The organism is Kitasatospora sp. NPDC093806 (assembly GCF_040683335.1).
In the GTDB taxonomy this organism is placed as follows: Bacteria; Actinomycetota; Actinomycetes; order Streptomycetales; family Streptomycetaceae; genus Kitasatospora.
Window position 1 is genome coordinate 1 of record NZ_JBFBDO010000220.1, and the last position, 4566, is coordinate 4566.

At 77.0% G+C, this 4566-nt stretch carries 5 protein-coding genes; all 5 read right to left on the bottom strand.

Annotation, left to right across the window (positions count from 1 at the left end; genetic code table 11):
- Positions 1–1085 (bottom strand): glycosyltransferase (locus tag AB0N76_RS39275; protein WP_363565650.1); only part of this gene is annotated, 1085 nt, incomplete at its 3' end.
- A 156-nt stretch (positions 1086–1241) separates the two neighbouring features.
- A complete protein-coding gene (locus AB0N76_RS39280) occupies positions 1242–1370 on the bottom strand; it encodes a hypothetical protein (protein ID WP_363565651.1) in 129 nt (42 codons plus the stop codon).
- A 111-nt stretch (positions 1371–1481) separates the two neighbouring features.
- Positions 1482–3323 (bottom strand): BTAD domain-containing putative transcriptional regulator, encoded by a 1842-nt coding sequence (locus tag AB0N76_RS39285; protein WP_363565652.1) that lies wholly within the window; start codon positions 3321–3323, stop codon positions 1482–1484.
- Between the two features lies 1 nt (position 3324).
- Positions 3325–3516 (bottom strand): aroma-sacti cluster domain-containing protein, encoded by a 192-nt coding sequence (locus AB0N76_RS39290; protein ID WP_363565653.1) that lies wholly within the window; start codon positions 3514–3516, stop codon positions 3325–3327.
- A 321-nt stretch (positions 3517–3837) separates the two neighbouring features.
- Positions 3838–4566 (bottom strand): LysR substrate-binding domain-containing protein (locus AB0N76_RS39295; RefSeq protein ID WP_363565654.1); only part of this gene is annotated, 729 nt, incomplete at its 5' end.

The following is a 4566-nucleotide window of genomic DNA, read 5'->3' on the forward strand; positions in this document are numbered from 1 at the left end:
CGGTCGTCGTGCCAGGCGGCGTCGAGCAGCGCGGCCGGGTCGGGGGTCGCGGTGCGCGGGATGTGGACGGCGGCGCCGGCCCGCAGGCAGGCGGCGGAGAGCACCGGCTGTTCGGAGCCGTTGGGGCTGACGCCGAGCGGGCGGCCGCGCAGCAGGGCGCCGAGCACGGGGGCGGAGGTGCCGCTGGTCAGGACGAGGCCGGCGCGGTCGACCAGCGGCCCCAACCAGGGTTGGCGGACGAGCAGGAGGTCGGCGCCGGGGTCGGGTCGCGGGTCGGCGGTGCGGCCCTGTTCGACCACGGCCTGGTAGCGGCCGCCGGTGAAGGTGGCGTTGAGGCGGGGCCAGGGGGTGCCGCCGCCGAAGAAGCGGCCCAGGTGCACGTAGACGACGGGCTTGCCGATGCGGTCCAGGTGGGCCTGGATCCCGGCGAGTTCGGCCGGGTCGGCGGCGGGTTCCCAGGAGAGCGGGCCCACGTGGTGCACCCGGTCGGGCAACTCGGCGCCGGGGTGCTCCAGTTCGGGGTCGCCGCGGAGCAGCAGCAGGTCGCCGAGCAGGGCGCCGTCCGGGGACGGGTCGGACGGGGACGGGTCGGACGGCCAGCGGGACGGCCGGCCGGCCAGCCGGGTCCGCTCGCGGGCGGCGGTGTACAGGGCGAGCGTCTCCCGGGTGCGGTTCTCCCGGGTGCGGCCGTACTGCGGCTCGTCCGCGCCGCCGGACCGGTAGGTCCACAGGTGCACCGAGAGGCCGACGACCGCCACCGGGACGTCCAGGTCCTCGGCGGCGAGCAGCGCGCCGTTGCACAGCACCGAGGTGACCAGCAGGTCGGCCCGGGCCTGGCGGGCCGCGCGCACGGTCGCCCGGTACTGCTCGAAGCCGGTCGGGCCCCAGGTGGCGGCGGAGAAGGCCCGCCGGCCGCCGAAGTCCTCCGCCGCCGCGAACGGCAGGCCGGCCTCGGCCGCGACCGGCGCGGCCGAGGCGCGGCCCAGCACGCCGACCCGGTGTCCCCGCCGCCGCAGCTCGCGGCCGACGGCGATCGCCGGGTAGAGGTAGCCGCCGTCGCTGAGCGGGCAGAGCAGGATGTTCACGGGGCCTCCGGCGGTCGGGCGGGCGGGCCTCCCGACCGCCGGGGTGGCGGGGCGGTCGGGAGGCGAGCGGGCCACCCCGCCGCCGGCGCCCTGGGCCGGGGCCGGGTGGCCCGCTCGGTCGTCACGGCTCGACGTGGCCGAGCCCGCGGTGACGGATCAGAGCGCCGAGCTGTTGTTGATGATGCAGACGCTGTCGTCGATCGCTTCCTCTTCGCCCAGCCCGTGCGCGACGACGTCGACGTCGTCCTCGGCCTCGGTCGGCTCCGGGTTGATGGACTCGGACATGCTGTCCTCCCTCTGCAATGACGGCGTCCGCTACGCCGGCCCTCCGGGAAAGGTAGGGATGGCCGGTATGACGGCGATTAGCCGCCGGTTGGATTTCGGTATGACGGTCGGTCAGCGGTGGTACACCGGAGCCGGAGCCGAGGCGGGAACCGGAGCCCGCTCGCCGGACCGGGCGGCCCGCTCCCGGGCGTACGCGTAGAGCAGCGCCGGCATCTCGTAACGCACGGTGTGCGCCAGCCCCTCCGCGCTGGGGACGGTGAGCAGGCTGGCCTCCAGGAGGTCCTCCAGCAGCCGCACGGCCGCACCCGGGGCGCACTCCAGCACGGCGGCGGCCTGCTCCAGGGTGAACACCGGCCGGGCGAGCAGGCCCAGCCGCAGCACCGCCCGGTGCGCGGCCTCGGGCAGTTCCCCCACCGACTCGGCGAGCCGGACCCGGACCAGCGGGTCGCCCCCGCACAGCTCGTCCAGCAGCGCCCGGCCGTCGGTCAGCCGCGCCCGGTACTCGCTCAGCGGCACATGGCGCAGGAAGGCCAGCCGGTCGGCGACCAGCCGGACCCCGAGCGGCAGCAGTCCGGTGGCGCGGACGATCCGGCCGGCGGACTCGCGGTCGGCCTCGACCCGCGCGGTGCCGATCATCCGGCCGAGCAGGTCCACCGCCTCCTCGGCCGTGAGCGGCGGCAGCCAGAGCCGGTGGGCGCACTCCAGGCCGATCAGTCCGGGGCGGGCGGTCACCACGACGGCGCTCTCCCCGGCCTCCGGCAGCAGCGGCCGGACCTCGGACTCCCGGCGGGCGTCGTCGACGACGACCAGGGCCCGGCGTCCGGTCAGCCAGAGCTGCCAGGCCCAGCGCGGATCCGGCGGCTGCGACGGGCCGGACGGGCCCAGCGGCGCGGTCCGGCCGCCGGGGTCGGCGGCGGCCAGCAGCTGGCGCAGCACCTCGTCCGGCGGGCGGGGCCGGCCGTCCTCGCCGCGCAGGCGTACGAACAGCCGGCCGTCCGGGAAGTGCCCGCCGAGCCGGTGCGCGGCGTGCACGGCGAGCGCGGTCTTGCCGGCGCCGAGCGGGCCGGTCACCACGGCGAGCCGGCTGCCGCCGCCGGTCAGCGCCTCGGTCAGGCGGCGGACGGCCGCCGTCCGGCCGGTGAACGCCGGCGGGTCGGTGGGCAGCAGGTTCGGGGCCGGCCGGCGGTCCGGGCGGTCCGGGCGCGCAGCCGGGGCCGACCCGGCGGGGACGGCGGGGCCGGACCGGGGCGGCTCGGGTTCGCACAGCAGCGAGCGGTAGAACCTGGCCAGCGCCGGGCTGGGCGGCAGCCCGAGTTCATGGGCCAGCGCCTGGCGCAGCTCGTCGTAGACGGCGAGCGCCTCGGAGCGCCGCCCCGCCTGGCAGAGGGCGGTCATCTGGAGCATCCGCAGGCGTTCGCGCAGCGGGTGCTGCTGGGTGATCTCGGTGGCGCGGTCGATCGCGGCGGGACCGCGGCCGGCGGCGAGTTCGGCGTCCAGCCAGTCCTCGAAGACACCGAGGAAGCGGCGGTCCAGCCGCTGCGCGGCGGCGTCGAGCAGCGGGACGTCCCGGAACCCGTCGAGGGCCGAGCCGCGCCACAGGCCCAGCGCCTCGCCGAGCGCCCCGGCCCGGGCCCGCTGCTCGAAGCAGAGCGCGTCGAGGTCGCCGTCGGCCGTGTGCAGGACGTAGCCGCCGCTCTGGTGGCTGATCCGGGAGCCGGACTCGGGGCCGACCAGCCGGCGCAGCCCCGAGACGTAGACCTGGACGTTCTTGCGGGCGGTGCGCGGCGGCGCGTCGTCCCAGAGCGCCTCGACCAGGGAGTCGAAGGACACCCGGGCGTTGGCGTGGGACAGCAGCGCCGCCAGCAGGACCTGCTGCTTTCGCGATCCCGGGTCCACCGCGCGGCCGTTCGCCAGCACCCGCAGCGGGCCGAGAATCCCGAATCTGACGGTCATCTCACGCCAACTTGATGACGAAGGAATGCCCTTCCACATCGGCGTCCGAGACGGCGTCGAGCCGCTGTTTGACGGAGTTGAGGACGGTCACCTCGTCCTCGGTGAGCCGGGACAGCACGTCCCGCTGTTCCACGGTCAGCAGGTCGACCGGGTTGCCCGCCTCCCGGAGGGCGGCGAGGGCGTCGAACGTCATGATCCCCTCCATGTCGTGCCAGGCCCGGCCCGTGGGGTTCTCCGCACACCGGGCACACCGAATCTCCACCGGCCGTCGACGGGATCCCCGCTCGGGTCACACGACTGCGGTGCCCTCATGCTGACGCCAGCACCGGGGGCCGACAAGGGGTCGGACATGCCCGGATAATGCCAACGTCACGTCCGGGCAACGGATTTGCGACATACCCGACACATTCCGTGGGCCCGCCGGGGCCGGATCCGGCCACCGGGCCGAACCGGGAACCCGGCCCCGGGGCCCGGCCCCAAAGCCCGTCCCCGGAGCCCGGCTCAGTGGCCCGGCTCAGTGGGCGCCGGCGGCGGCCTCGGCGAGGGCCTCCAGCACCGGCCGGATCAGCGGGTGCCCGTCCGCCCCGGCCCGGACGGCGGCGAACACCCGGCGGGTGGCGAGCGCGCTGTCCACCGGCCGCACCGCGACCCGGCCCAGGTCCACCCCGAGCAGCGCCGACCGCGGCACCAGCGCCACCCCCGCCCCGGCGGAGGCCAGCGCGACCACGGCGCGGAAGTCGTCCGAGGAGTGCACCAGCCGCGGCTGGAACCCGGCGTGCTCGCAGGCCAGCAGCACCACGTCGTGGCAGGGGTTGCCCGGGTACGGGCCGATCCACGGCTCGCCGGCCAGGTCGGCCACCGCGATCGGGCCCTCCCCGGCGGCCAGCGGGTGGGCGACCGGCAGCACCGCCTCGAACGGCTCCGCGTACAGCGGGACCCGGGTCAGCCGGGCGTCGTCGGCCCGCGGAGCGCCCCGGTACTCGACCGCCACCGCGAGGTCGGCGCGCCCGTCCAGGACCATCGGCAGGCTGGCGTCGCCCTCCGCGTCGAGCACCTTCAGCCGGACCCCGGGGGCCCGGGCGGCCAGGGTGCCGATGGCGGGCGCGAGGACCAGCGAGATCCCGGTGGCGAAGGAGGCGACGGTGACCTCCCCGGAGACGCCCGCGCTGTAGGCGGCGAGGTCGGCCTCGGCGCGCTCCAGCTGGGCGAGGACGGCGTCGGCGTGGCCGAGCAGGATCTCCCC